This is a genomic window from Streptomyces sp. NPDC017225 (assembly GCF_044331465.1).
GTDB lineage: Bacteria > Actinomycetota > Actinomycetes > Streptomycetales > Streptomycetaceae > Streptomyces.
In genome coordinates, this window is the sequence record NZ_JBIRNE010000013.1 from 74,534 (window position 1) to 98,505 (window position 23,972).

Here is a 23,972-nt window from a genome sequence, read left to right on the forward strand (position 1 = left end):
CACGGCCGTGTCACGCCGACTCATGGCCGCGTTTCGCCGATCACCCGTACAGCGCGTTCGATCTGATCCCCGGAGAGGTCCGCACGAGCGGTCAGCCTGAGCCGTGAGACGCCGTCGGGTACGGAAGGAGGGCGGAAGCAGCCCACGGACAGGCCGGCCGCACGGCACTCGGCCGCCCACCGTAGCGCCCCCTCCGGGGAAGGGGCGCGCACCGAGACGACCGCGGCGTCCGGCCGTACCGCGGAAAGCCCCAGGCCGGTCAGGCGTGCGTGCAGTTCGGCCGCCACCGCGCGGGCCCGCGCCGCCCGATCCGGCTCGCGGCGCAGCAGGGTGAGCGCCGCGAGCGCCGCGCCCGCCGCCGCGGGGGCGAGGCCGGTGTCGAAGATGAAGGTCCGGGCCGCGTTGACCAGGTGCTCGATCACCCGGGCGGAGCCGAGCACGGCGCCGCCCTGGCTGCCGAGCGACTTGGACAGCGTCACCGTCACGACGACGTCGTCGGCGCCCGCGAGTCCCGCCGCGTGCGGGGCGCCGCGGCCGCCGTCGCCCAGGACGCCGAGACCGTGGGCGTCGTCGACGACCAGCCCGGCGCCGTGCTCCCGGCACGCCCCGGCGAGCGCGGCGAGCGGGGCGGCGTCGCCGTCGACCGAGAAGACCGTGTCGGAGACGGCGACGGCGGGTCCGTCGTGCGTCGCCAGTGCCTTGCGTACGGCGTCCGGGTCGGCGTGCGCCACCACCTGCGTCGTGCCGCGGGCCAGTCGGCAACCGTCGATCAGTGAGGCGTGGTTGCCCGCGTCGGAGACGACGAGGGAGCCGTGCGGCGCCAGCGCGGTGACCGCGGCGAGGTTGGCCGCGTAGCCGGAGGAGAAGACGAGCGCGGCCTCGAAACCGCAGTGGGCGGCCAGTTCGCGTTCGAGCTCCGCGTGCAGCTCGGTCGTGCCGGTCACCAGCCGGGATCCGGTCGCGCCGGCCCCCCACCTCCGCGCGGCCCGCGCCGCGCCCTCGGTGACCTCCGGGTGCCGGGCCAGTCCGAGGTAGTCGTTGCTCGCCAGGTCCAGCAGCGGCGAGTCGGCCGGACGGGGGCGCAGAACCCGTACGAGTCCGGCCCGGCGGCGCGCCCTGGCCTGCTCGTCGATCCAGCCGAACGCCATGGGACGGTCCTCCGGAGTTTTGTAGGCAGTGGACAGACATTAGCGGCACGACAGCCCCCGCGAGGTGTGGCGATACCCACACGGCGATCTGTCAGTGTTGTGCAAACTCTCCTTGGCCCCGGGTGGCCCCGTAGGACAGGATCGGCTCTCATGGACCTGCTGAACACGCTGGTGGACAAGGGGCTTCGGCGCGAGTCGCCGACCCGCGAGGAGGCTCTTGCCGTCCTCGCCACTTCCGACGACGACCTGCTCGATGTGGTGGCCGCGGCGGGCAAGGTACGCCGTCACTGGTTCGGCCGACGGGTGAAGCTCAACTACCTCGTCAACCTCAAGTCGGGCCTGTGCCCCGAGGACTGTTCCTACTGCTCGCAGCGGCTCGGCTCCAAGGCCGAGATCCTCAAGTACACCTGGCTCAAGCCCGACCAGGCCTCGCAGGCCGCCGCCGCGGGCGTGGCCGGGGGCGCCAAAAGGGTGTGCCTGGTGGCCAGCGGGCGCGGCCCGACCGACCGGGACGTGGACCGGGTCTCGGACACCATCAGGGCCATCAAGGACCAGAACGAGGCCGTCGAGGTGTGCGCCTGCCTGGGCCTGCTCTCCGACGGCCAGGCGGAGCGGCTGCGCGAGGCGGGCGCCGACGCCTACAACCACAACCTCAACACGTCCGAGGCGACGTACGGGGACATCACGACCACGCACACGTACGCCGACCGGGTGGACACGGTGAACAGGGCGCACGCGGCCGGGCTGTCCGCCTGTTCGGGTCTGATCGCGGGCATGGGCGAGAGCGACGAGGACCTGGTCGACGTGGTCTTCTCGCTGCGCGAGCTGGACCCGGACTCGGTACCGGTCAACTTCCTGATCCCGATGGAGGGCACGCCGCTGGCCAAGGAGTGGCACCTCACCCCGCAGCGCTGCCTGCGCATCCTGGCGATGACGCGGTTCGTCTGCCCGGACGTCGAGGTGCGCATCGCGGGCGGGCGCGAGGTCCACCTGCGCACGATGCAGCCCCTCGCGCTGAATCTGGCCAACTCCATCTTCCTGGGCGACTACCTCACCAGCGAGGGCCAGGCGGGCCATGCCGACCTGGAGATGATCGCGGACGCCGGTTTCGAGGTGGAGGGCGCCGACCAGGTGACCCTGCCCGGGCACCGGGCGACGACGGGCGGTGGCGGTGGCGGCTGCGGGTCGCACGAGGACGGCGGGCCCTGCGGATCGCACGAGAGCGGCGGAGGCTGCGGGTCCCAGGAGAGCGGCGGACCCCGCGGTTCCGCGCCGGCCGCCGCCGGTCCGGCGGCGGCCGGCGAAGTCCGTACGGACCTGGTCGCCGTACGCCGCCGTGGTGCCGGAACGGACCTCGCGCCCAATGCCTGAGCCCGCGCTGTCCGTGGACGAGCTGCTGGCGCTCGACCGGCGGCACGTCTGGCATCCGTACGGCCCCATGCCCGGCCGGCAGGACCCGCTCGTCGTGGAGTCGGCGAGCGGGGTGCGGCTGCGGCCGGCCGACGGCTCGGGCGAGCTGGTCGACGGGATGTCGTCCTGGTGGTCGGCGATCCACGGCTACAACCACCCGGTGCTGAACGAGGCCGCGCGCGAGCAGCTGGGGCGGATGAGCCATGTGATGTTCGGCGGGCTCACCCACGAGCCCGCCGTACGGCTGGCGAAGCTCCTTGTCGACATGTCACCCGAGGGCCTGGAGCACGTCTTCCTCGCCGATTCCGGGTCGGTGTCGGTCGAGGTCGCGGTCAAGATGTGTCTGCAGTACTGGCGGTCGCTGGGCCGCCCGGCCAAGCGGCGCCTGCTGACCTGGCGCGGCGGCTACCACGGTGACACCTGGCAGCCCATGTCGGTGTGCGACCCCGAGGGCGGGATGCACGAGCTGTGGCAGGGCGTCCTGCCGCGCCAGGTCTTCGCGGACGCGCCGCCGGCGGAGTACGAGGAGTCGTACGCGGATCACCTACGCGCGTCGGTCGAGCGGCACGCCGACGAGCTGGCCGCGGTGATCGTCGAGCCGGTGGTGCAGGGCGCCGGCGGGATGCGGTTCCACTCCCCCGCCTATCTGCGGGTACTGCGCGAGGCGTGCGACGCGCACGACGTGCTGCTGGTGTTCGACGAGATCGCGACCGGGTTCGGGCGTACGGGCGCGCTGTTCGCGGCGGAGCACGCGGCGGTGACGCCGGACGTGATGTGCGTGGGCAAGGCGCTGACCGGCGGCTATCTGACGATGGCGGCCACGCTGTGCACCTCCCGGGTGGCCGACGGCATTTCGCGGGGCGAGGTGCCGGTGCTGGCGCACGGGCCGACGTTCATGGGCAATCCGCTGGCGGCGGCCGTGGCGTGCGCGTCGATCGGGCTGCTGCTCGGCCAGGACTGGCTCGCGGAGGTCAAGCGGATCGAGGCGGGCCTGCGGGAGGGTCTCGCGTCCGCCGCCGGGACGCCGGGCGTGCGGGACGTACGGGTACTCGGCGCGATCGGCGTGGTGCAGCTCGACCACGCCGTCGACATGCGGGCGGCGACGGCGGCGGCCGCGCGCGAGGGCGTGTGGCTGCGGCCGTTCCGCGATCTGGTCTACACCATGCCGCCGTACGTCACGGACGACGCGGACGTGGCACGGATCGCCCGCGCGGTGTGCGCGGCGGCACGGGAGGGATGACATGCCGGTACTGGTGATCACGGGCACGGGCACGGAGGTCGGCAAGACGGTCGTGACCGCCGCCGTCGCCGCGGCGGCGCTGGCGGGCGGCCGGTCGGTGGCCGTACTGAAGGCCGCGCAGACGGGCGTACGGCCGGACGAGCCCGGGGACGCCCGGGAGGTGGCGCGTCTCGCGGGCGCCGTGACGGCGGCCGAGGTCGCCCGCTACCCGGAACCGCTGGCGCCGGGTACGGCCGCGCGGCGGGCCGGCCGGGCGCCGGTGCGCCCGGAGGAGGTGGCGGAGACCGCGGACAAGCTGGCCACCGAGCACGACCTCGTCCTGGTCGAGGGCGCGGGCGGGCTCCTCGTACGCTTCGACGCGGCCGGCGGGACGCTGGCGGACGTCGCCGGACTGCTGGGCGCGCCGGTGCTGGTGGTGGCCTCGGCCGGGCTGGGCACGCTGAACACCACGGAACTGACGGCGCGTGAGCTGCGTTCCCGTGGCCTGGAACTGCCGGGCGTGGTGATCGGCAGCTGGCCCGGGGCCCCGGACCTCGCCTCGCGCTGCAATCTCGTGGACCTTCCCGAGGTGGCCGGAGCCCCCCTGCTCGGCGCCCTGCCGGCCGGAGCGGGCTCCCTTCCGCCGGCCGCCTTCCGGTCGGCGGCCCCGCTGTGGCTGGCGCCCCGGCTGGAGGGCACCTGGGACGCGGAGGCGTTCCGGGCCCGGGAAGCGCCCTGACCGACGGACCGGCTCGGGGGCCGGCGACCGCCCGGCACCCCGGGCGGAAGCGAGGCGCCCGGAAAGAAGCCGTCCGCGCGGTGGGTGCGCGGTGCTCGCAGGGGGGACAATCGCGGTAAGGCACCACCTCGTGAGGGAGGTCCCATGGCGCCGCGATCCGCTCGTCCCCGCGGGGTGCCGCGGGACGCCGTGCACCATCCGCTGTTCGCCCGCTGCTACGCCCGGTTCAGTGAGAGCGCCGAGATCCGGATGGGCATGGGCCGCGTGCGCGAACGTCTGCTGGCCGGGCTGTCCGGGCGGGTGATCGAGGTCGGCGCGGGCAACGGGCTGAACTTCTCCCACTACCCGGGCACCGTCTCGGAGGTCGTCGCCATCGAACCCGAGCGGGTGCTGCGGCACTTGGCCGTGGAGGCGGCGCTGCGCGCTCAGGTGCCGGTCGACGTCGCGCCGGGTGCGGCGGAGGCGCTGCCGGTCAAGAGCGAGGCCTTCGACGCGGCCGTGGTCTCGCTGGTGCTGTGCAGCGTCCGGGACGTGCCGCGGGCGCTCGGGGAGCTGAGACGGGTGCTGCGCCCCGGCGGCGAGCTGCGGTTCTTCGAGCACGGCCGGGGCGGCGGCCGGGTGATGACCTTCACCCAGCGCGCGCTGGACCGGACCCTGTGGCCTCCGCTGTCCGGCGGCTGCCACCTGTCCCGCGAGCCGGTCGCCGCGCTGCGGGGCGCGGGGTTCACGCTCGGGCCCTACCGCCGGGTGCTGATGCCGGAGAACGGGCCGGCGCTGCCGAGTTCGTACTGCGTGCTGGGCACGGCCTGGCGGGAGGCGGAGGCGTAGTCGTCACACGCTCCACCGGCGCAGCTCGTCCGCGATCTCGTCGACCGACGCCTCACCGTTCTTGACCAGCAGGGCGAGGTCCCGCACCTGCTCGGGCGTGGTGGCGACCTCGACCCCGCCGGCGACCAGGTAGGCGTAGGCGACCGCGGAGGCGAACAGGGCGTTGGAGCGCTCCAGCGCGGGGACGTGGATCAGCAGCTGGAGCAGCGCGGCGGCGCGGGCGTGCGGGCCCTCGTAGACGGGGGTGTCGAATATCTCGGCCCGGTGTCGGGCGACGGCCGCGACGAGCGCTCCCCAGTCGGTGACCTGGGGGTCTCCCGGGGTGTGCTGTTCGGCGAGCATCAGCAGCCAGGCGAGATCGATGGTGAGGTCGTTCATCCGGAGGCGTCGGCGGCTCAGCCGCGGCCTTCGCCGACCTCCTCGGCGAACACCTTCTCGTACTGCCGCATGAAGTCGGCGGCGGCCTCCACGAAGGTGTGGCCGGCTTCGCCGGTGTCCTGCCGGACCAGTTCCTCGATGTAGCGGTTGACGCTCATCCCCCGGGCCACCGCTCGTTCGCGGGCCGCCCGGGCGGTGCCCTCGTCCACCCGCACGTTCAGCTGGGCCTTCCGGGTCTTCGCCATACCTCGAAGCTAGCGCCGGAACGCTAGCACCGGCAAGGGCGGCGGCCCGCGGAAGCCCGGCGGATCCCGGCGGGTGGGGGCACGGTGGCCGCGGTGGTGGGCGCGGCACGCGGCGCAGGCGCCGGCGCGTGCGCCGCGTGCCGCACAGGAAGGCGCTGGCGGCCACCGCGTACGGGTGATTGACTCGCGATACCCGAAGTGCCCCAGCGTGGAGGAGAGTTCATGTCGCGTCCGTTCCGCTTCGGCGTCAACCTGATGGCGTCCGCACCCGCCGACGAGTGGGCCGCGAAATGCCGGCGGGCCGAGGATCTCGGGTACGACGTGATCCTGGTTCCGGACCATCTCGGCATGCCTGCGCCGTTCCCGGCGCTGGTCGCGGCGGCCCGGGTCACCGAGCGGCCCCGGCTGGGCACCTTCGTGCTCAACGCGGGCTTCTGGAATCCCGCCCTGCTGGCCCGGGAGGTGGCGACCACGGACGCCCTGACGGGCGGGCGCCTGGAACTCGGGCTCGGCACCGGCTACGTACGGGCGGAGCACGACGCGGCGGGGCTGCCGTTCGGCTCGCCCGGTGAGCGGGTGGACCATCTGCGGCGCACCGTCGAGGAGTTGGAGCGGCTGCTCGGTGACGAGGAGTACCAGCCGCGGCCGGTGCAGCGGCCGGGGGTGCCACTGCTGATCGGCGCCAACGGCGACCGGATGCTGGAGCTGACCGCCCGGCACGCCGCCATCGCCGCGTTCACGGGCGGACGTACGGTGCGGGGCAGTACGACGGGGCAGCTCGCCCCGGTCACGGCGGAGGAGCTCGACGAGCGCGTGGCCCGGTACCGGGAGCTGGCGGCGGGCCGTGAGACACCGGCGGAGCTGAATCTGCTCATCCAGACGGTCGTCGTGACGGAGGACCGCGAGGCCGCCGCCCGGCCCCTCCTGGAGCACGTTCCGCACCTGGGAGCCGACCAGGTACTGGAGCTGCCCATCTTCCTGGCCGGGACCCTGGAGCAGATCACCGCGCAGGTACGGGCGCAGCGCGAGCGGTACGGCTTCACCTACTTGACCGTGCTGGAGCCGTACATGGAGGTCTTCGCCCCGGTGATGCGGGCGCTGCGCGACGCCTGACGGCCGGCCCCTCGTGGCGGTGCGCGCCGCGAGGGTCCGCATGCCGGAATGCCGCGTGACGGTCCGGCGCGCGTGGTGGGATCACCGTATGAACGAACCGCGCGTACGGGCCGCCGGGCCCGGGGACCTGGACGCCGTGCTGGCCTTCTGGAAGACGGCCGCCGAGGGGACGAGCATCAGCGACGACCGGGAGGGCGTGGAGCGGCTGGTCGCCCGCGACCCCCAGGCGCTGCTTCTGGCCGAGCGGGGCGGGGACCTGGTGGGCACGGTGATCGCGGGCTTCGACGGGTGGCGCTGTCATCTGTACCGGCTGGCGGTGCACCCGGACCACCGGCGTCAGGGCATCGGCTCGGCGCTGCTCGCGGCCGCGGAGGAGCGGTTCGTACGGCTGGGCGGGCGCCGCGGGGACGCGATGGTGCTGCGGCGCAACGAGCGGGCCCAGCATGCCTGGCGGGCGGCCGGGTACGCGCCCGAGGAACAGTGGCGACGCTGGGTGAAGGCCCTCACCGACTGAAAGGTGTGAGCAACGGCGCATGAGCGAGTCCGCATCGGCGAGCCTCCCGGCGCCCGCCCAGACGCCCGCCCCGGCACCTCACCCGGCGTCCTCCCCCGGCGCACCCCGTCGCGCGGGCCACCGCGTCCTGGCCGATCATGGACCCGAGGTGACCCGATGACCGAAGTGCTCCTGCTGCTGGTGGCGATCCTGCTCTCGCTCGTGTGCGGCGCCTTCGTCGCGGCCGAGTTCTCGCTGACCACCGTCGAGCGCGGCGAGCTGGAGCGCGCGGCGGCGCGGGGCGAGCGGGGTGCGGCGAGTGCTCTGAAGGCCGTACGGAACCTGACCTTCCAGCTCTCCGGGGCGCAGCTCGGCATCACGGTCACCAACCTGGTGGTCGGCATGCTCGCCGAGCCGTCGGTCGCGGCGCTGATCGCGGGTCCGCTCAGGAGCGTGGGGGTGTCGCGCTCGGCGGCATCCTCGCTGGCGCTGGTGCTGGGCACGGCCCTGTCGACGGTCTTCCTGATGATCGTCGGCGAGCTGGTGCCGAAGAACTGGGCGATCTCCTCGCCGCTGGCCGTGGCCAAACGGGTGGGTGGTCCGCAGCGCTGGTTCAGCGCCGCCTTCCGGCCCTTCATCACCCACCTGAACAACACGGCCAACCGCATCGTGCGCCGGTTCGGCGTGGAGCCCGCCGAGGAGCTGGCGTCCGCGCGCGGACCGCAGGAGCTGGCGGCGCTCGCCCGGCACTCGGCCAAGGAGGGCGCTCTGGAGGCCGACACCGCCGAGCTGTTCGTGCGGACCCTGAACCTGGCCGACCTGACGGCTCAGAACGTGATGACCCCGCGCGTCCAGGTCGTCGCCCTCGACGCCCGGGCGACGTGCGAGGACGTGGCGAACGCGACGCGGGCGACCGGGCTGTCCCGGTTCCCCGTCTACCAGGACACTCTCGACGCCGTGGTCGGGACGGCGCACGTCAAGGACGTACTCGCGGTGCCGGCCGAGCGGCGGAGCCGGATCGCCGTCGCCGAGCTGATGCGCGAGCCGCTGCTCGTCCCGGAGTCACTGACCGTCGACCGGCTCCTGGACCGGCTCTCCGGGCGGCGCACGATGGCCGTCGTGATCGACGAGTACGGCGGGACGGCGGGCGTGGCCACGCTGGAGGACATCGTCGAGGAGGTCGTCGGCCAGGTGCGGGACGAGCACGACCCGCACGAGACGCCCGAGCTGGACCCGGCCGGCACCGACGACCAGGGCCACGCGCTGTACCGGGCCGACGGTGCGGCGCGCGTGGACCGGCTCGCGCGGCTGGGACTCAAGGTGCCCGAGGGGCCGTACGAGACGGTCGCCGGGCTGGTCGCGGCCGGGCTGGGGCACATTCCCGCCGTCGGCGACACTCTGGAGGTGGCCGGCTGGCGGCTGGACGTCGTGGACGCCACGGGCCGCAGGGCGGCCCGGGTGCTGCTGCGCGCGCCGCTCGACGACGCGCGCACCGCCGACGCGGACGAAGGGGAGGCCGGCCGGTGACCGCCGTACAGCTGCTGATCGGGCTGGCGACGCTCGTCGTCAACGCCTTCTTCGTGGGGGCCGAGTTCGCGCTGATCTCCGTGCGCCGCAGCCAGGTGGAGCAGGCCGTCGAGGCCGGGGCGACGGGGGCGGCGGGAGCGGAGGGCGGCCGGCGCGCGAGGAGCGTGCTGTGGGGTCTGGAGCACGTGTCGGCGCTGATGGCGGCGGCCCAGCTGGGCATCACGCTGTGCACGCTGGTCCTCGGCGTGGTCGCGGAACCGGCGATCGCGCACCTGCTGGAGCCGGTGTTCCACGCGGTGGGAGTGCCCTCCGGCGCGGGGCACGTGGTGTCCTTCGTGATCGCCCTGGCGCTGGCGACGTACCTGCACATGCTGCTCGGTGAGATGGTGCCGAAGAACATCGCGCTGGCCGAGCCGGTGCGCAGCGCGCTGCTGCTCGGGCCGCCGCTGGTGGCGCTGTCCCGGGCGCTGCGACCCGTGATCTTCACGGTCAACGCCTTCGCGAACGCGCTGCTCAGACTGCTCAGGGTCGAGACGAAGGACGAGGTCTCCTCGACCTTCACGGACGCGGAGCTGGCCGAGATCGTGAAGGACGCCAGTGAGGCCGGCCTGATCGACGACCGGGCCCAGGAGCGTCTGCACGACGCCCTGGAGCTGGGCCGGCGGCCGGTGCGGGACGTGGTGCTGCCACTGGAACGCGTCGTCCACGCGCGCGTGGGCATCACCGCGGAGCAGTTGGAGCGGCTGTCGGTGGAGTCCGGGTTCTCCCGTTTCCCGGTGGTGGACGACGGGCGGCGGATCGTCGGCTACCTGCATGTGAAGGACGCCCTGGACGCCTCGCCGCGGGACCTGCCCTTCCGGCTGAGGGACATGCGGCCCATCGCGCGGGTGCGGGAGCGCACCCCGCTGGACGACGTGCTCACCGCGATGCGTCGCAGTCGTACGCATCTGGCGGCCGTGATCGGCTCCGACGGCCGGCTGGCGGGGCTGGTGACCATGGAGGACGTGCTGCGGGAGCTGTTCGGGCGACGTACGTGAGCCTCCGTGCCCTGCCGGAGGGCGACCGACCGGCGGGTATGTGCAGGGGCTACCATTTCTGTCGCCATGCAGACGCATCCCACTCACACCAGCCTTGTCACCGTCGGCGACTCCTTCACCGAGGGCATGTCGGACCTGCTGCCCAACGGCTCCTACCGGGGCTGGGCCGACCTCCTCGCCGCGCGGATGGCCGCCCGCTCCCCCGGCTTCCGGTACGCGAACCTCGCGGTGCGCGGGAAGCTGATCGGGCAGATCGTCGACGAGCAGGTCGACGTGGCGGCCGCCATGGGAGCCGACGTGATCACGCTGGTCGGCGGGCTCAACGACACGCTGCGGCCCAAGTGCGACATGGCCCGGGTACGGGATCTGCTGACGCAGGCCGTGGAGCGCCTCGCGCCGCGCTGCGAACAGCTGGTGCTGATGCGCAGCCCGGGCCGCCAGGGGCCGGTGCTGGAGCGGTTCCGGCCGCGTATGGAGGCACTGTTCGCCATCATCGACGACCTGGCCGAGCAGCACGGCGCCGTGGTCGTCGACCTGTACGGGGCCCGCTCGCTGGCCGACCCGCGGCTGTGGGACGTGGACCGGCTGCACCTGACCTCCGACGGGCACCGCCGGGTCGCGGAGGCCGTGTGGCAGGCGCTCGGTCACGAGCCGGAGGACCCCGAATGGCACGCGCCGATCCCGGCGACGCCCCCGCCGGGGTGGGTCATGCGCCGGACCGCGGACGTCCGGTTCGCCCGGCAGTACCTGCTGCCCTGGATAGGCCGCAGGCTGACCGGCCGGTCGTCCGGGGACGGGATGCCCCCCAAGCGTCCGGAACTGCTGCCGTACGAGGACCTGACTCCTTGATGCCCGGGCCCGCCCGGCCCGCCCGGCCCGCCCGGCCTTCGCGGCCTTCGCGGCTTTCGTAGCTTTCGTAGCTTTCGACGAAGAACCCCGTGGAGCCGGCCTGCAGGAACCGCCAGTAGAATCCGTTCACGTGACTTCCGCTCCCGCCAAGCCCCGCATTCCGAACGTCCTCGCCGGACGCTACGCCTCCGCCGAGCTCGCCACGCTCTGGTCGCCCGAGCAGAAGGTGAAGCTCGAGCGGCAGCTCTGGCTCGCCGTGCTGCGGGCCCAGAAGGACCTCGGCATCGAGGTGCCCGACGCCGCGATCGCCGACTACGAGCGTGTTCTGGACCAGGTCGACCTGGCCTCGATCGCCGAGCGCGAGAAGGTCACCCGGCACGACGTGAAGGCGCGGATCGAGGAGTTCAACGACCTCGCCGGGCACGAGCACGTGCACAAGGGCATGACCTCGCGGGACCTGACGGAGAACGTCGAGCAGCTTCAGGTCCGGCTCTCGCTGGAGCTGGTCCGCGACCGCTCGGTGGCCGTCCTGGCCCGGCTGGGCAAGCTGGCCGGCGAGTACGGCGAGCTGGTCATGGCCGGACGGTCGCACAACGTCGCCGCGCAGGCCACGACGCTGGGCAAGCGCTTCGCCACCGCCGCCGACGAGCTGCTCGTCGCGTACGGCCGGGTGGAGGAGCTGCTCGGCCGCTACCCGCTGCGCGGCATCAAGGGTCCGGTCGGCACCGCCCAGGACATGCTGGACCTGCTCGGCGGGGACGCGGACAGGCTCGCGGAGCTGGAGCGGCGGATCGCCGGGCACCTGGGCTTCTCGCAGGCGTTCACCTCGGTCGGCCAGGTCTACCCGCGCTCGCTGGACTACGAGGTCGTCACCGCGCTGGTGCAGCTGGCGGCGGCGCCGTCGTCGCTGGCGAAGACCATCCGGCTGATGGCCGGGCACGAGCTGGTCACCGAGGGCTTCAAGCCCGGCCAGGTCGGCTCCTCCGCCATGCCGCACAAGATGAACACCCGCTCCTGCGAGCGCGTGAACGGCCTGATGGTGATCCTGCGCGGTTACGCCTCGATGACCGGCGAGCTGGCGGGCGACCAGTGGAACGAGGGCGACGTGTCCTGCTCGGTGGTGCGCCGGGTGGCCCTGCCCGACGCGTTCTTCGCGCTGGACGGGCTGCTGGAGACGTTCCTGACCGTGCTGGACGAGTTCGGCGCCTTCCCGGCCGTCGTGGCCCGGGAGCTGGACCGCTACCTGCCGTTCCTGGCCACCACCAAGGTCCTGATGGGCGCGGTGCGGGCCGGCGTCGGCCGCGAGGTCGCGCACGAGGCGATCAAGGAGAACGCGGTCGCCTCCGCGCTGGCGATGCGCGAGCGGGGTGCCGAGCGCAACGAGCTGCTCGACAAGCTGGCCGCCGACGAGCGCATCCCGCTGGACCGCGCCGGACTGGACGCGCTGATGGCCGACAAGCTGTCCTTCACGGGCGCCGCGGCCGGCCAGGTCGGCGTCGTCGTCGCCCGGATCGAGGAGATCGTCAAGCAGCACCCGGCCGCCGCGGGCTACACCCCCGGAGCGATCCTCTGACGCGCTTCACCCGGGCAGAGCTGGAGGCCGCCCGCGACCGTCCGGTACCGGACGTCGTCGCGGACGGTCTCCGCGTGCTGTTCTGCGGAATCAATCCCGGGCTGATGACGGCGGTGACGGGCCACCACTTCGCCCGTCCCGGCAACCGGTTCTGGCCGGTGCTGCACCTGTCCGGGTTCACACCGCGGCTGCTGAAGCCGTCGGAGCAGGGCGAACTGCCGTCGTACGGGCTCGGCATCACGAACGTCGTGGCGCGGGCCAGCGCGCGGGCGGACGAGCTGAGTGCCGAGGAGTACCGGGAGGGCGGCCGGCTGCTGGCGCTCAAGGTGGCGCGGCTGCGGCCCCGTTGGCTGGCCGTGGTCGGTGTCACCGCCTATCGCGCGGCGTTCGACGACCGGAAGGCCCAGGTGGGTCCGCAGGCGCGCACGATCGGGGACACACGCGTGTGGGTGCTGCCCAACCCGAGTGGTCTCAACGCGCACTGGACGGCCCGGACGATGGCGGAGGAGTTCGCGCGGCTGCGGATCGCGGCGGAGGCACAGCCGGAAGCGTAGCCGCGTGGGCCGTCATGGTGGTGCCTGCTCCGTGACGACGGCCAGCAGCCGCACCTCGTCCGTCTCGTCCCGGTCCGCGACGGCCACCGCGGCCCAGCGGCCGGTGCCCTCCGCCTCCCAGAGGTACGCCACGCTCGCGCGGACACAGAGGTCAGCCCACGGCTCGGGTATCTCCTCCGCTTCGGTGCGCAGCAGGACCGTCTGGAGGTTCCAGGGGTCCGTCTGCCCCCAGCGCCCGGCGAGGCGCTCGTAGAGGGCGTCGCGGTACTTCTCGTACTGCTCCACCGTCGCCGTCCGCTCCCCCTGGTCGCCGCCGCGCAGGCCGTGGCTGCTCTCCAGCACCGCCACGAAGTGGCCGGGACCCCGTGCGCCCCCGCCCGACGGGCCGTGCTCCGCCGGGAAGGGGCGGAAGCACAGCTCGTCGATGAGGGCGATGTGCCGCGCGATGTCCATGCCCTCCAGTAAACCGGCCGGCACTGACAATTGGCGGTGCGTCAGCCGCGAGCGGGCGTCAGGCGTCCCGGCCGCGCAGCCGCCAGGCTCCCGCGAGAAGGGCGGCCGCCACCCACAGCGCGGTCACCGCGAGTCCGGCCCAGGGCCCCAGGGTTCCCTCGTGCGTCTGGTAGAGGATGACCTGTCCCGCCTTGTCCGGCAGGAAGTCGGTGACGCCGCCCACCGCGTCCCCGATCACGAAGGAGACGATGAGGACGAACGGGATCAGGACGGACAGGGTGGCCACGCCGCTGCGGAACAGCGCGGTGAGGCCGGCCGCCAGCAGCGCCATCAGCATGAGGTAGATCCCGCAGCCCACGACGCCGCGCACCTGCTCGCCGGTGGTGAGCCCGTCCGCCGCCGCTCCGAGGCCCGCCCGGGCCGCGACGAGGGCGGCGAACGCGGTGAGCAGCCCGACGACGAGCGCGGGTACGGCGACGACCACGAGCTTCGCCGCGAACCACCGTCCGCGCCGCGGAACGGCGGCCAGGGAGAGCCGGATCCCGTTGCCGTGGTACTCGGACGAGACGGCCATGGCCCCGTAGGCGACGGCGGCGATCTGGCCGGGTATGACACCGGAGAGCGCCATGAACAGCGGATCGAACTCGGGCTGGGTGGTGTCGGAGACTCCGGCCAGCGCGGAGGCGGCGGTGGTGACCGCGAACACCGCCAGCAGGGTGCCGCACAGCGAGCGCAGGGTGCGGACCTTGAGCGCCTCCGAACGGAGTACGGGCGTGAACGACATGGTCAGACCTCCTGGGACTGTGCGGTGAACTCGGTCTCGGCGGCCGTCAGGTCGAGGTACGCCTGCTCCAGCGTGCCTTCGTCCGAGGAGAGTTCGAGGATCGGGACTCCGGCGCCGGACACGGCGCGACCGATGTCGTCCACGCGCGCGTCGTGCACGGTCCAGCGCCCGTCTTCCTGCTCCACCGCGTCGTGGCCGTGCCGGGCCAGGGCGGCTTTCAGCGCGGTGGGGTCCGACGTACGGATACGGACACGCGGCCGCACGCGCGCGTCGATGAACTCCCGCATCGGGGTGTCGGCGAGCAGTCGGCCCCGGCCGAGGACGACCAGGTGGTCGGCGAAGGACGCGGTCTCGTTCATCAGGTGGCTGGAGACCAGGACCGTGCGTCCCTCGGCCGCGAGCCCGCGCAGCAGTCCGCGGATCCAGATGATGCCCTCGGGGTCCAGCCCGTTGGAGGGCTCGTCCAGCATGACCACCTCGGGATCGCCCAGCAGGGCGGCGGCGATGCCCAGCCGCTGGCGCATGCCCAGCGAGTACGTCCGCACCCGGTGGCGCGCCACCGACGCGATGCCCGTCTCCTCCATCACCTCGTCGACCCGGCGCGACGGGACGCGGTTGCTCGCCGCGAGGACGCGCAGGTGGTCCCGGGCGGTGCGCGAGCCGTGCGCGGCCTGCGCGTCGAGCAGGGCGCCGACGTGCCGCAACGGCTCGTGCAGGGTGGCGTAGGGGCGTCCGCCGACGGTCGCGGTCCCGGAGGTGGGCCGGTCCAGGCCCAGGACGAGCCGCATGGTGGTGGACTTCCCCGCGCCGTTGGGGCCGAGGAAGCCGGTGACGCGGCCGGGGCGCACGGTGAAGGTGAGGTCGTCGACGGCTCGTCGGGTGCCGTACTCCTTGGTGAGGTTCTGGACGTCGATGCTGGTCATGACAGCAGCGTGTCGGTTCGCACCGGGTCGTGGCCTCCCCCGCCGGTGGAGAGCCTCTCCCCCGTGCGGGGGAGCCGCGCTGTCGGTGCCGGTGGCACGATGACGGGATGGTCCGCCTGCTGCGCCCGCTGGTCCGCGGGACGACGTACACACGCCTGCTGCACCTGTGGGTGCCGATGGCGGCCTTCAGCGTGTTCATGTTCGTCGTGCCGCACATGCCCTGGGTGCCCCTGCTCGTGCTGGTCCCGGTCGGCCTGATCGCGGCGGTGCGGACCGGCGAGGGAGTGCAGGCGCGCCTGCTCCTCACCCCCGGCCACGAGGACTCGGCGTTCTCGGTCACCCCCTCGGTGAACCGGCGCGACCGGCTGCGCACGGTGGCGTGGCTGGAGCTGCGCATGCTGCTGGGCGGCGTGACCTCGATGGTCTGTGTCTGGCTGCCGCTCATCGCCGTCGAGATGGTCCGGCACTCCCTGGGGTACAGCGTCGACGACATACCGGTCCTGCGGGACGCCGAGCCGCACTGGGTGTGGGCGGTCCTCGCGGTGTTCCCCCTGCTCGCGCTGTACGGCGCCGTGGTCGGCCTCGGCGTCCTGGTGACGGCGGCGGCCCGCGCGTTCCTCGGACCGTCCGCCGCCGAACGGCTCAGCGCCCTCGAGGAACGCACGGAGCAGCTCCTGGAGCGCAACCGCATCGCCCGCGAGCTGCACGACTCCATCGGTCACGCGCTGACCGTCGCCGTCGTGCAGGCGGGGGCCGCGCGCACGGCGAACAGTCCCGAGTTCACCGACCGCGCCCTGACCGCGATCGAGGAGACCGGCAGGGCCGCCCTGGAGGACCTGGAGCGGGTGCTCGGTGTCCTGCGGGAGTCGAGGGGGCCCGCGAGCGGGCGGCCGACGCTCGTGGACGCCGACCGTCTCCTGGAGTCCGCCCGCGCCTCCGGGGCGAAGGTCGACGCCGAGGTCACGGGCCCCGTGGAGACCCTGCCGGGCCCCGTCTCCCGCGAGGGGTACCGCATCCTCCAGGAGTCGCTGACCAACGTGCTGCGGCACGCGGGTGCCGTGCCGGCCCGGGTCCGCGTCGAGGTGAGGGACGGTGCGCTCACCCTGGAGGTGCGCAACGCGCTGCCGGACGGGAGAGTCACGCCCGGACGCGGCAGCGGGCTGCGCGGTATACGCGAGCGTGCCGCGCTGCTGGGCGGCCGGGCGCACACCGGACCCGACGACTCCGGTGATTGGCAGGTGCGCGTCGAGCTGCCGCCGACCTGATCTACGCTGGGCGGATGCCGGTCAGAGTGCTCCTCGTCGACGATGAACCCCTCGTACGCGCGGGTCTGCGAGCCGTGCTGGAGGCGCAGCCGGACATCGAGGTGGTCGGGGAGGCGGCCGACGGGGCGGCGGTCATTCCGCTGGTGCGGCGGCTGCGGCCGGACGTGGTCGCCATGGACGTCCGGATGCCGCTGCTGGACGGTATCGAGGCCACGCGCGCGCTGCTGCGGACGATGACCGATCCGCCGAAGATCCTCGTGGTGACGACCTTCGAGAACGACGAGTACGTGTACGAGGCGCTGCGCGCGGGCGCCGACGGTTTCCTGCTGAAGCGGGCCCGGCCGGCCGAGATCGTGCACGCGGTGCGGCTGATCGCCGAGGGCGAGTCCCTGCTGTTCCCCGCCTCGGTCCGGCAGCTCGCCGCCGAGTACGGCGACGGCGGTGGCAACCGAGCGGCCCGCGCGGAGTTGGAGCGGGCGCAGCTGACCGAGCGGGAGGGCGAGGTGCTGCGGCTGATGGCGCGTGGCATGTCGAACGCGGAGATAGCCGCCCGGCTGGTCGTCGGCACGGAGACGGTGAAGTCGCACGTGAGCGCGGTGCTGGCGAAGCTCGGGGCGCGGGATCGCACACAGGCGGTGATCACGGCGTACGAGTCGGGGTTCGTGGCACCCGGGTGAGGCGCTTGCCCGGCGAGGAAGGGGCGGACCGGCTCTCGCCGGGGCGGAGCGGGCCGAGTACGATCCGGCCAACACGCGCACGAGCTGGGAGGACGGACGTTGGGCGGGCTGACCGGCGGGGATCCGTCGCTGCTGCGGAGGATCAACTCCGCTGTGGTGCTGCACGCGTTGCGTGCCACGGACTGTGCGACGCTGACCGAGATCACCCGGGTGACGGGGCTGTCCCGGCCGACCGTCGAGGGGGTCGTCGAGGGACTCATCGAGGCGGGTCTCGTCATCGAGGCGCCCGCCGACGAGGGCACGGCCCGACGGCAGGGGCGGCCCGCGCGGCGGTTCCGGTTCCGGGCCGAGGCCGGGCACCTGCTCGGTCTGGAGATCGGGCCGCACCGCGTCGCCGCGCTTCTGTCCGGCCTGGACGGCAGGGTGATCGGCGCCCAGGCCAAGGACGTCGACGAGAGTGCCCCGGCCGACGAGCGGCTGGAGCGGCTGCGCACGGCGGTCGCCGAGCTGCTGCGCCGGGCCGGGGTGGCCCGCGGATCGCTGCGTGCCGTGGGAGCGGCCACGCCGGGGATCGTCGAGGCGGACGGCACGGTCCGGCTGGGCACCGCGCTGCCCGGGTGGACCGGGCTGCGTCTGGGCGAGCGGCTGAGCCGGTCCTTCAAGTGCCCGGTGCTGGTCGAGAACGACGCGAACGCCGCGGCGGTGGCGGAGCACTGGAAGGGGGCCGCCACCGAGTCCGACGACATCGTGTTCGTGCTGGCCGGGCTGAGTCCGGGGGCCGGGGCGCTGATCGGCGGGCGGCTGCACCGGGGGTACGGCGGGGCGGCCGGCGAGACCGGCGCGCTGCATCTGCTGGGCCGGGACGTGACACCGGAGACGCTGCTGTCCACCACGGACCAGCCGCTGCACCCGCTGGACGAGCAGGCGGTCGCCAAGGTGTTCGCCGAGGCCCGTCAGGGCGACCCACGGGCCCGCGCGGCCGTCGAGCGTTACATCCAGCGGCTGGTGCACGACGTGGCCGCGATGGTGCTGGCCCTCGATCCCGAGCTGGTCGTCATCGGTGGCTGGGCGGCGGGGCTGGACGACGTGCTGGAGCCGTTGCGGCGGGAGCTGGCGCGCTACTGCCTGCGCCCGCCGAAGCTGGCCCTGTCCCTCCTCGGCGAAGCGGCCGTGGCGACCGGCGCGCTGCGGCTGGCCCTCGACCATGTGGAGGAGCAGCTGTTCGCGGTCGAGGGCGCGACGGCCCGCCGCTGACCTGCCGAAGACCGGGCCGGGCCGGTCAGGAGGCCCGGGTCTCGGGGCCGTGATGGATCTCCACGTCGCCACAGTCCCCGAACGTGAGGCGGCAGGTGTCCGCCCGGTACGTGGCGACCGAGAGAGCGGCGGTGCGGCCCTCGGCGAGGTAGCGGGTGGTGACCACGAGGACGGGCGCTCCGGGGAGGCGGTCCAGTTCCTTCGCGTCCTCCGCGCCGGCCGATCCGAGCTCCACGGCGCTCTCCTGCCGCTCCAGTTGTCCGCGCTGCAGTTCGCGGAGCACGGCACGCGCGCGTGCCGTGCCGGAGGGAGCGTCGATGGCGGTGAGGTCGGGCACCGAGGCGGGCGGGACGTACAGCAGTTCCGCGGCGACGGGCTGGCCGTGCGTCACGCGGGAGCGGCGGACGGTGTGCACGGGCTCGTCCCGTCCGGTGCCCAGCGCGTCGGCGACGGCCGCGGACGGAACCGTCAGGGCGCAGTCGGCCGGCTGCCAGGTGTCGTCGGCGGTGCCGGGCCAGGCGTGCTGCCGGGTGCCGACGGCCACACCGACGCGCGGTGGGGCGACGGTCGTGCCGACACCTCGGCGTCGCTGGAGCCTGCCCTCCAGTTCGAGCTGTTCCAGGGCCTGGCGGAGAGTGGCACGGGCGACCCCGAACCGGGCGGCGAGGTCCCGCTCGTTGGGCAGGACCTCACCCACCGAGAACTCCGAGTCCAGGGCCTCGCTGAGTACGGTCCTGAGATGCCAGTACTTGGGTTCCGGTAGCGGTTCCAACTGCGTGGTCCCCACCCTGTCCTCCGCAATCGCCGTGGTCCGGCGGCGTTTTGACGCCCTTGTTTATTAAAGGTTGTTGCAGTTCTCTGCGACCCTAAAACGGCCCACACCCTTGGTCAAGACCAATCCCGCGACAGGACGACGAAGCCCCCGTCGCGGCGACGGGGGCTCGGCGGTGGCGGGCAGGGCGGGTGACGGGGAGGCGGGGGCCAGGGGGTGTCGTCTGGATCATGCCGCAGACGCGGGGGCCGGCACGCACATCTGCCGCGTTGTCGTCACTCTCCCCCACTCTCGACTTCGCTCGAGCGGGAGGGCCCCCACCGCTCCGCGTCGACTCCTCCTCCGCCTTGCATCTGCACGCACCAGCCCCCGCTCGCCCGCGCCAACGAGGAACCGCCGATTACCTGCGACCTGATCCGAACGACACCCCCTAGACGAGGGACGCCAGGGATCGCAGTTTGTCGGGGTTGCGGATGATGTACACCGCTTCGATGCGGCCGTCGACCACGTCCAGCTGGAAGACGGAGTCGGGTTCGTTCCCGGACAGGACCAGCAGGGCCGGGCCTCCGTTGAGCTCCAGGAAACGGAACGAGGCGTCCTCGATCCCCTTGCTCGCGACGCCCCGCAGGAAGCGGGCCACCTTGCCCGAGGTCTCCAGGACGCGCAGGGGCGCCTTGGACTTGCCTCCGCTGTCGCCGACCAGGCGGACGTCCGGGGCGAGCAGCGCCATGAGTCCTTCCAGGTCGCCGTCGACCGCGGCGGCGAGGAAGCGCTCGGTGAGGTCCCGGCGCTGTGCGGGGTCGACGTCGTAGCGGGGCCGCCGCTCGTCGACGTGCTTGCGGGCCCGGCCGGCGAGCTGGCGCACCGCGGCCTCTCGGCGCTCCAGCATCGCGGCGATCTCGGCGTACGGGTAGCCGAACGCCTCCCTCAGGACGAACACCGCCCGCTCCAGCGGTGACAGCGACTCCAGGACGACGAGTACGGCCAGGGAGACGGAGTCGGCGAGGACGGCTCGCTCCGCCGTGTCCGGGACGGCGTCCCCGAAGTCGGTGACATAGGGCTCGGGCAGCCACGGGCCGACGTACGTCTCGCCCCGCGACTTGATCTGGCGCAGCCGGTCGATGGCAAGGCGGGTGGTGACGCGCACCAGGAAGCCGCGCGGCTCGCGGACGCCGGACCGGTCGGCGCCGGACCAGCGCAGCCAGGCCTCCTGGACCACGTCCTCCGCGTCGGCCAGCCGGCCCAGCATGCGGTAGGCGACCCCCAGGAGGACGGGGCGGTGCTCTTCGAAGACGTCGGTCGTGGTTTCGGTGGTCACCGTCCCATCCCAGCGGACTCGTCCGGCCGTGTCCAGGCGGATTCGCCCACGGCCGCCACCACCGCCGGCGGAGGGGCGGCACCCGGGGGCTACCCGTCGGTAGCTCTTACTGACAGGCTGTCTACGCGATGCCGTCCTCGTTCACGCGTTCCCGACAACACGTGTTCCCGCGACACGTGTTCCCGACAAGGAGCCCCATGTCCGCAACGCTCTCCTTCACGGCCCCCACCCCGTACGGCCCGCAGGACCTCTCTCTCGCCTACGCGCGCGCGGGCAGCGGCGAGCCGCTGCTCCTGCTGCACGGCATAGGCCACCACCGGCAGGCCTGGGACCCGGTGGTCGACATCCTCGCGACCGAGCGCGAGGTGATAGCCGTGGACCTGCCCGGCTTCGGGCAGTCGGCCGCGCTGCCGTACGGACTGCCGCACGACCTGCCGACGACGACCGCCGCGCTCGCCGCCTTCTGTGCCGCGCTGGGAATCGACCGGCCGCATGTGGCCGGCAACTCGCTGGGCGGCCTGCTGGCCCTGGAGCTCGGCCGCGAGGACCTGGCGCGGTCGGTGACGGCCCTGTCCCCGGCCGGGTTCTGGACGCGGGCCGAGCGGCGCTACGCCTTCGGCGTGCTGACGGGGATGCGCCGGACCGCCCGGAGCCTGCCCCTCCCGCTGGTCGAGCGGCTCTCCCGCACGGCCGTCGGCCGCACCGCCCTCACGAGCACGATCTACGCCCGCCCCGGCCGCCGCTCCCCCGAGGCCGTGGTCGCCGAGACGCTCGCGCTCGCGCACGCCGAGGGGTTCGCGCAGACGCTCCGGGCCGGACGGAGCGTGCTGTTCACCGACGACGTCCCGGGCGTCCCCGTCACCGTGGCGTGGGGCAACCGGGACCGGCTGCTCCTGCCCCGGCAGGGCATACGCGCCAAGCACACCATTCCGCGGGCCCGGCTGGTACGGCTGCCCGGCTGCGGACACGTCCCGATGAACGACGACCCGGCGCTGGTCGCCCGCGTCCTCCTGGACGGCAGCCGCGCTCAGTCGGCGAGCGCCCTGAGGACCTCCTTCAGCACGGTCGGGTTGTAGGGCATGCTCACGTGCGGCGTGCGGTCGTCCGGGTCGATGTCCTGCAGGACGATGTTGTCGACGTAGCGGCCCTCGGTCCGCTCCAGGGCGCACGAGGTGTACGGGGTGACCACGTCGTCGTACCGGGTGGCGATGACGGTGTGCCGGACGCCCTCCGTCGTCTCGCCGAGACCGGCCAGCTCGCTCTGGAAGGGGTGGTCGTGCTGGAGCTGCGGCCAGGCCGGCACGACCTCCCCGAAAGCGCCCTGTTCGAGCAGTTCCACCGCTCCGGGGATCTGGCGGGCCAGGTTCATCAGGCCCTGGGCCGTGACTCCGTGGTTGCTGGGCGCGATGCCGACGAAGTTGTGCACCTTGGGCCCTCCGCCGAGGGCGTTCAGGTAGTAGCGCGGCATCATGCCGCCCTGCGAGAAGCCGACGAGGTCGACCTGCTGCGCACCCGTGCGTCGCAGCACCTCCTCGACGAAGTCGGCGAGCTGACGGGCGGAGTGCTTGATGTCGCCGAGGCCGAAGATCACCGGGTTGCCGTGCTGGCCGTAGTCGAGCCGGAAGACCCGGTGGCCGTGCTGCCGCAGCAGGGGCGCGGCCGAGGTCCAGGTGTAGCCGCGGTTGCCGAAGGTACCGTGCACGAGCACCACGGGGCGGGGATGTTCCTCGGTCGCCGGGACGTTCCAGTCGTCCTCCCCCGGCTGTACGTCGACGGTGGTGATGACCTGGGCGCCGCCGGCCTGCGCGAGTCCGGCGAGACGGTGCGGGGCCTCACTCAGGTCCGTTGCCGCGTCGTCCGAATTGAATCCGGGGAGGCGGGGATTCGGGAAACTCACGACGATCTCCCTGTCGTTGGGAATACCGTTGGGTTCGCTCTGACTCCTCAGTCTCGCGTCCATCGAATTCCGCAACGATCCCTCGATGGGGGGAAAGAATTCCTTCCATCGAGTAAATAGGGTTCATTCATTCGAATGGGTCATACGGCCAGCCGCAAGGCGGCACCGCGCAGCAGACGCACGTACCTGCCGCACCTGACGGGGTCGGCCACCCGTCCGGTCAGGGCCCGCTCGGCGCAGTCCAGGCTGCGCCCGAACGCCGCGTCGTGCAGCGGCCGGACGACCAGTACCCAGCCCAGCCAGCGCAGGCCCCGCGGACGGACCACGAGGGTGTTGCGCAGCACGGTCCGCCCCTCGTCGAGGCATTCGACGCTGAACTCGTGAAAGCCCTCGAACCCCCGCGGACCGGTGAACCGGAATCGCACCCACCGGCCGGGCACATAGTGGCTCACCACATACCGCACCGGTCCGTGGCCCCCGGGGACACCGACGGCCAGCGGCCCCTCGAAGCGTACGGGCGGCCAGTCGGGCGGCCAGAGGCGGTCGTTCTCGCTGCCCAGCGAGTCGATCAGGGCGCCGACTTCTTCGGACGGGGCGGGCAGGGAGCGTTCATGGACGTTGAGCACGGCGATCACGGAATACAGAATGCCCGTTCCCGCCCGCCCGCGACTCGCGCGAAACGCGGCCGGTCCCAAAAGCACGCCCGGAGCGCGTTTCCCGGTACGCGCGCCGCCGCTCGCGCACCAACGCGCGGTCAGGTAAAGGCCGTTGCGCATGGGGGGTGGGATGGGGCCCGAGCGTAAGGACAGATGAGACGGACAACAGCCGACGCACGGCTGTACGACGAGGGGGAGTTGGTCATGGCCGCGGAGCCCGGATCGCCCGACTCGGGTGATGAAACGGCGAGTTGGCCCGCCGTGCCACCGGAGGAGTTGCCGGCTTCCTGGCAGCCCCTGCTCGGCCGGCCCCGCCTGGCGGAGCTGCTCGGGCATCCTCTCGCGGGCGCCGCGCTGTCGCGGCTGCGCCGGCTGCCGCCGCACGTCGCCGTGCACTCCCTGCGCACGTTCCTGCTGGCGGACGCCTGTGCCCGGACCCGGGGCACGGCCTACGACCGGGTCGGGCTGCTGGCCGCCGCCGCGTTCCACGACGCCGGACTGGTCGGTCGCACGCGGCTCGGGCGGGGTGGGTTCCCGGGCCGTTCCGCCGAGTTGCTCGACTCCTTCCTGGCCGGGCACGCGGTGGGCACCGAACGGCGCGGGGCCCTGACCCGCGCGGTGCGCGAGCACATGCGGCCGTTCCCCGCGCGTGATGCCGGGCCCGAGGCGCGGCTGCTGCACTTCGGTGCGTGGCTCGACGTCACCGGGCGCGGCGAGCGCCTCGTACCGGGAGACCGGCGCCGGCTGTCCGAGCTGGCGCCCACTCCCTGGTTCGCCGTCTCCTTCTCCGCCCGGGTGGCGGCCTGCGGGCTGCGCCGGGTACTGCCGGGCTCCCCGGTCGCCCACCGGTGACCGGGAAG

Annotated in this window: 26 protein-coding genes; 16 read left to right on the forward strand and 10 right to left on the reverse strand. The window is 73.3% G+C overall.

Annotated elements, in window-relative coordinates; translation table 11 throughout:
* Nucleotides 1-20: 20 nt before the first annotated feature.
* Nucleotides 21-1,148 (reverse strand): 8-amino-7-oxononanoate synthase, encoded by a 1,128-nt coding sequence (locus tag ACH4NX_RS26155; RefSeq protein WP_398128916.1) that lies wholly within the window; start codon nucleotides 1,146-1,148, stop codon nucleotides 21-23.
* 150 nt (nucleotides 1,149-1,298) lie between these two features.
* Between ACH4NX_RS26155 and bioB the strand changes: the two genes are divergently transcribed.
* The 4 genes from bioB to ACH4NX_RS26175 all read left to right on the forward strand — a co-directional run bounded on the left by bioB (nucleotide 1,299) and on the right by ACH4NX_RS26175 (nucleotide 5,344).
* Nucleotides 1,299-2,519 carry a biotin synthase BioB gene (bioB, locus tag ACH4NX_RS26160; protein ID WP_351395009.1) on the forward strand — a complete coding sequence of 407 codons (1,221 nt, stop codon included), beginning with the start codon at nucleotides 1,299-1,301 and terminating at the stop codon, nucleotides 2,517-2,519.
* Nucleotides 2,512-3,798, forward strand: coding sequence for an adenosylmethionine--8-amino-7-oxononanoate transaminase (locus ACH4NX_RS26165; protein ID WP_351395011.1), 1,287 nt, complete (start codon nucleotides 2,512-2,514; stop codon nucleotides 3,796-3,798). Before bioB ends, ACH4NX_RS26165 begins: the two co-directional genes overlap by 8 nt.
* Nucleotide 3,799: 1 nt before the next feature.
* Nucleotides 3,800-4,516, forward strand: coding sequence for a dethiobiotin synthase (gene bioD / locus ACH4NX_RS26170; RefSeq protein ID WP_351395013.1), 717 nt, complete (start codon nucleotides 3,800-3,802; stop codon nucleotides 4,514-4,516).
* A gap of 144 nt (nucleotides 4,517-4,660) precedes the next feature.
* Nucleotides 4,661-5,344 (forward strand): class I SAM-dependent methyltransferase, encoded by a 684-nt coding sequence (locus ACH4NX_RS26175; protein WP_351395015.1) that lies wholly within the window; start codon nucleotides 4,661-4,663, stop codon nucleotides 5,342-5,344.
* 3 nt (nucleotides 5,345-5,347) lie between these two features.
* Here ACH4NX_RS26175 and ACH4NX_RS26180 read toward each other — a convergent pair whose 3' ends face one another.
* On the reverse strand, nucleotides 5,348-5,722 hold the full coding sequence (locus ACH4NX_RS26180) for a fic family toxin-antitoxin system, toxin component (protein ID WP_351395018.1): 375 nt from the start codon (nucleotides 5,720-5,722) through the stop codon (nucleotides 5,348-5,350).
* A gap of 17 nt (nucleotides 5,723-5,739) precedes the next feature.
* Entirely contained in the window at nucleotides 5,740-5,967 is a 228-nt protein-coding gene (locus ACH4NX_RS26185; protein WP_279564082.1) for a toxin-antitoxin system HicB family antitoxin, read from the reverse strand.
* Nucleotides 5,968-6,189: 222 nt separating this feature from the next.
* Between ACH4NX_RS26185 and ACH4NX_RS26190 the strand changes: the two genes are divergently transcribed.
* From ACH4NX_RS26190 to mug, 7 genes are all read left to right on the forward strand, one after another.
* Nucleotides 6,190-7,080, forward strand: a complete 891-nt coding sequence (locus tag ACH4NX_RS26190; protein WP_398128917.1) for an LLM class F420-dependent oxidoreductase — start codon at nucleotides 6,190-6,192, stop codon at nucleotides 7,078-7,080.
* Nucleotides 7,081-7,168: 88 nt separating this feature from the next.
* Nucleotides 7,169-7,594, forward strand: a complete 426-nt coding sequence (locus ACH4NX_RS26195; RefSeq protein WP_351395023.1) for a GNAT family N-acetyltransferase — start codon at nucleotides 7,169-7,171, stop codon at nucleotides 7,592-7,594.
* A 156-nt stretch (nucleotides 7,595-7,750) separates the two neighbouring features.
* Complete coding sequence (locus ACH4NX_RS26200; protein ID WP_398128918.1) at nucleotides 7,751-9,100, forward strand: hemolysin family protein; 1,350 nt, start codon at nucleotides 7,751-7,753, stop codon at nucleotides 9,098-9,100.
* Nucleotides 9,097-10,137, forward strand: coding sequence for a hemolysin family protein (locus tag ACH4NX_RS26205; RefSeq protein WP_398128919.1), 1,041 nt, complete (start codon nucleotides 9,097-9,099; stop codon nucleotides 10,135-10,137). The genes ACH4NX_RS26200 and ACH4NX_RS26205 overlap by 4 nt, the downstream gene beginning before the upstream one ends.
* Nucleotides 10,138-10,203: 66 nt before the next feature.
* Nucleotides 10,204-10,986, forward strand: coding sequence for an SGNH/GDSL hydrolase family protein (locus tag ACH4NX_RS26210; protein WP_351395032.1), 783 nt, complete (start codon nucleotides 10,204-10,206; stop codon nucleotides 10,984-10,986).
* Between the two features lie 130 nt (nucleotides 10,987-11,116).
* Complete coding sequence (gene purB / locus ACH4NX_RS26215; RefSeq protein WP_351395034.1) at nucleotides 11,117-12,559, forward strand: adenylosuccinate lyase; 1,443 nt, start codon at nucleotides 11,117-11,119, stop codon at nucleotides 12,557-12,559.
* Nucleotides 12,556-13,113 (forward strand): G/U mismatch-specific DNA glycosylase, encoded by a 558-nt coding sequence (mug, locus tag ACH4NX_RS26220; RefSeq protein WP_351395381.1) that lies wholly within the window; start codon nucleotides 12,556-12,558, stop codon nucleotides 13,111-13,113. Before purB ends, mug begins: the two co-directional genes overlap by 4 nt.
* Nucleotides 13,114-13,125: 12 nt before the next feature.
* Here the strand turns inward: mug and ACH4NX_RS26225 are convergent, their stop codons facing one another.
* The 3 genes from ACH4NX_RS26225 to ACH4NX_RS26235 are packed head-to-tail and all read right to left on the reverse strand — an operon-like array spanning nucleotide 13,126 to nucleotide 15,273.
* A complete protein-coding gene (locus ACH4NX_RS26225; protein WP_351395037.1) occupies nucleotides 13,126-13,566 on the reverse strand; it encodes a hypothetical protein in 441 nt (146 codons plus the stop codon).
* A gap of 58 nt (nucleotides 13,567-13,624) precedes the next feature.
* Entirely contained in the window at nucleotides 13,625-14,350 is a 726-nt protein-coding gene (locus ACH4NX_RS26230) for an ABC transporter permease (protein ID WP_398128920.1), read from the reverse strand.
* A gap of 2 nt (nucleotides 14,351-14,352) precedes the next feature.
* Nucleotides 14,353-15,273: an ABC transporter ATP-binding protein gene (locus tag ACH4NX_RS26235; protein WP_351395043.1), complete on the reverse strand. Its 921-nt coding sequence runs from the start codon at nucleotides 15,271-15,273 to the stop codon at nucleotides 14,353-14,355.
* A 107-nt stretch (nucleotides 15,274-15,380) separates the two neighbouring features.
* Here ACH4NX_RS26235 and ACH4NX_RS26240 point away from each other — a divergent pair, with 107 nt between their 5' ends.
* From ACH4NX_RS26240 to ACH4NX_RS26250, 3 genes are all read left to right on the forward strand, one after another.
* Nucleotides 15,381-16,538 carry a sensor histidine kinase gene (locus ACH4NX_RS26240; RefSeq protein ID WP_398128921.1) on the forward strand — a complete coding sequence of 386 codons (1,158 nt, stop codon included), beginning with the start codon at nucleotides 15,381-15,383 and terminating at the stop codon, nucleotides 16,536-16,538.
* Between the two features lie 14 nt (nucleotides 16,539-16,552).
* The gene (locus ACH4NX_RS26245) at nucleotides 16,553-17,215 is read left to right on the forward strand and encodes a response regulator transcription factor (protein ID WP_351395049.1); all 663 of its coding nucleotides are present in this window, start codon (nucleotides 16,553-16,555) and stop codon (nucleotides 17,213-17,215) included.
* A gap of 99 nt (nucleotides 17,216-17,314) precedes the next feature.
* Nucleotides 17,315-18,469: an ROK family transcriptional regulator gene (locus tag ACH4NX_RS26250; RefSeq protein ID WP_351395051.1), complete on the forward strand. Its 1,155-nt coding sequence runs from the start codon at nucleotides 17,315-17,317 to the stop codon at nucleotides 18,467-18,469.
* Between the two features lie 25 nt (nucleotides 18,470-18,494).
* Here ACH4NX_RS26250 and ACH4NX_RS26255 read toward each other — a convergent pair whose 3' ends face one another.
* Both ACH4NX_RS26255 and ACH4NX_RS26260 read right to left on the reverse strand, forming a co-directional pair.
* A complete protein-coding gene (locus ACH4NX_RS26255) occupies nucleotides 18,495-19,256 on the reverse strand; it encodes a GntR family transcriptional regulator (RefSeq protein ID WP_351395054.1) in 762 nt (253 codons plus the stop codon).
* A gap of 415 nt (nucleotides 19,257-19,671) precedes the next feature.
* Nucleotides 19,672-20,559, reverse strand: a complete 888-nt coding sequence (locus ACH4NX_RS26260; RefSeq protein WP_351395056.1) for an RNA polymerase sigma-70 factor — start codon at nucleotides 20,557-20,559, stop codon at nucleotides 19,672-19,674.
* A gap of 197 nt (nucleotides 20,560-20,756) precedes the next feature.
* Here ACH4NX_RS26260 and ACH4NX_RS26265 point away from each other — a divergent pair, with 197 nt between their 5' ends.
* A complete protein-coding gene (locus ACH4NX_RS26265) occupies nucleotides 20,757-21,635 on the forward strand; it encodes an alpha/beta fold hydrolase (RefSeq protein ID WP_398128922.1) in 879 nt (292 codons plus the stop codon).
* On the opposite strand, the gene ACH4NX_RS26270 is transcribed toward ACH4NX_RS26265, so the two are convergent.
* Nucleotides 21,587-22,456 (reverse strand): esterase/lipase family protein, encoded by an 870-nt coding sequence (locus ACH4NX_RS26270; protein WP_398128923.1) that lies wholly within the window; start codon nucleotides 22,454-22,456, stop codon nucleotides 21,587-21,589. The two genes, ACH4NX_RS26265 and ACH4NX_RS26270, sit on opposite strands and share 49 nt — an antisense overlap.
* Nucleotides 22,457-22,596: 140 nt before the next feature.
* Nucleotides 22,597-23,088: an SRPBCC family protein gene (locus ACH4NX_RS26275; RefSeq protein WP_351395383.1), complete on the reverse strand. Its 492-nt coding sequence runs from the start codon at nucleotides 23,086-23,088 to the stop codon at nucleotides 22,597-22,599.
* A 177-nt stretch (nucleotides 23,089-23,265) separates the two neighbouring features.
* Between ACH4NX_RS26275 and ACH4NX_RS26280 the strand changes: the two genes are divergently transcribed.
* Nucleotides 23,266-23,964, forward strand: coding sequence for a hypothetical protein (locus ACH4NX_RS26280; RefSeq protein ID WP_351395067.1), 699 nt, complete (start codon nucleotides 23,266-23,268; stop codon nucleotides 23,962-23,964).
* Nucleotides 23,965-23,972 lie beyond the last annotated feature (8 nt).

Bases quoted from the DNA above. Each gene is read 5' to 3' on its own strand.
- ACH4NX_RS26155 (WP_398128916.1), bottom strand. From the start codon at position 1,148: ATGGCGTTCGGCTGGATCGACGAGCAGGCCAGGGCGCGCCGCCGGGCC.
- bioB (WP_351395009.1), top strand. From the start codon at position 1,299: ATGGACCTGCTGAACACGCTGGTGGACAAGGGGCTTCGGCGCGAGTCG.
- ACH4NX_RS26165 (WP_351395011.1), top strand. From the start codon at position 2,512: ATGCCTGAGCCCGCGCTGTCCGTGGACGAGCTGCTGGCGCTCGACCGG.
- bioD (WP_351395013.1), top strand. From the start codon at position 3,800: ATGCCGGTACTGGTGATCACGGGCACGGGCACGGAGGTCGGCAAGACG.
- ACH4NX_RS26175 (WP_351395015.1), top strand. From the start codon at position 4,661: ATGGCGCCGCGATCCGCTCGTCCCCGCGGGGTGCCGCGGGACGCCGTG.
- ACH4NX_RS26180 (WP_351395018.1), bottom strand. From the start codon at position 5,722: ATGAACGACCTCACCATCGATCTCGCCTGGCTGCTGATGCTCGCCGAA.
- ACH4NX_RS26185 (WP_279564082.1), bottom strand. From the start codon at position 5,967: ATGGCGAAGACCCGGAAGGCCCAGCTGAACGTGCGGGTGGACGAGGGC.
- ACH4NX_RS26190 (WP_398128917.1), top strand. From the start codon at position 6,190: ATGTCGCGTCCGTTCCGCTTCGGCGTCAACCTGATGGCGTCCGCACCC.
- ACH4NX_RS26195 (WP_351395023.1), top strand. From the start codon at position 7,169: ATGAACGAACCGCGCGTACGGGCCGCCGGGCCCGGGGACCTGGACGCC.
- ACH4NX_RS26200 (WP_398128918.1), top strand. From the start codon at position 7,751: ATGACCGAAGTGCTCCTGCTGCTGGTGGCGATCCTGCTCTCGCTCGTG.
- ACH4NX_RS26210 (WP_351395032.1), top strand. From the start codon at position 10,204: ATGCAGACGCATCCCACTCACACCAGCCTTGTCACCGTCGGCGACTCC.
- ACH4NX_RS26225 (WP_351395037.1), bottom strand. From the start codon at position 13,566: ATGGACATCGCGCGGCACATCGCCCTCATCGACGAGCTGTGCTTCCGC.
- ACH4NX_RS26230 (WP_398128920.1), bottom strand. From the start codon at position 14,350: ATGTCGTTCACGCCCGTACTCCGTTCGGAGGCGCTCAAGGTCCGCACC.
- ACH4NX_RS26235 (WP_351395043.1), bottom strand. From the start codon at position 15,273: ATGACCAGCATCGACGTCCAGAACCTCACCAAGGAGTACGGCACCCGA.
- ACH4NX_RS26240 (WP_398128921.1), top strand. From the start codon at position 15,381: ATGGTCCGCCTGCTGCGCCCGCTGGTCCGCGGGACGACGTACACACGC.
- ACH4NX_RS26245 (WP_351395049.1), top strand. From the start codon at position 16,553: ATGCCGGTCAGAGTGCTCCTCGTCGACGATGAACCCCTCGTACGCGCG.
- ACH4NX_RS26265 (WP_398128922.1), top strand. From the start codon at position 20,757: ATGTCCGCAACGCTCTCCTTCACGGCCCCCACCCCGTACGGCCCGCAG.
- ACH4NX_RS26280 (WP_351395067.1), top strand. From the start codon at position 23,266: ATGAGACGGACAACAGCCGACGCACGGCTGTACGACGAGGGGGAGTTG.